This window comes from Citrobacter sp. Cpo071 (genome assembly GCF_030332765.1).
GTDB classification, from domain to species: domain Bacteria; phylum Pseudomonadota; class Gammaproteobacteria; order Enterobacterales; family Enterobacteriaceae; genus Citrobacter; species Citrobacter portucalensis.
On record NZ_JAOWHE010000003.1, the window covers coordinates 1 to 203 of the forward strand.

The window sequence follows — 203 nt, forward strand, 5'->3', positions numbered from 1 at the left end:
ATTTCCGCCAGCCAGCCGCGTTCGTTGTACTGCCACTGTTCCGCCGGTTCGCCGTTCACCGTGCGGTGCGTCAGGCGGTCGGCTTCATCGTAATGCCACAGCGTGACCAGACTTTCGTCCTCACTGCGGACAAGCTGCCCGCCGGTGTTGTAGCCATAGCGCTGCGTACGGCCGTCAAAGCCGGTCTGCTGCGTCAGACGGTC

At 63.5% G+C, this 203-nt stretch carries 1 protein-coding gene; it reads right to left on the reverse strand.

Annotated features, from left to right (window positions below):
- Positions 1 to 203: hypothetical protein (locus OGY09_RS00015; protein WP_286589703.1), on the reverse strand; the 203-nt coding region annotated here is incomplete at both ends.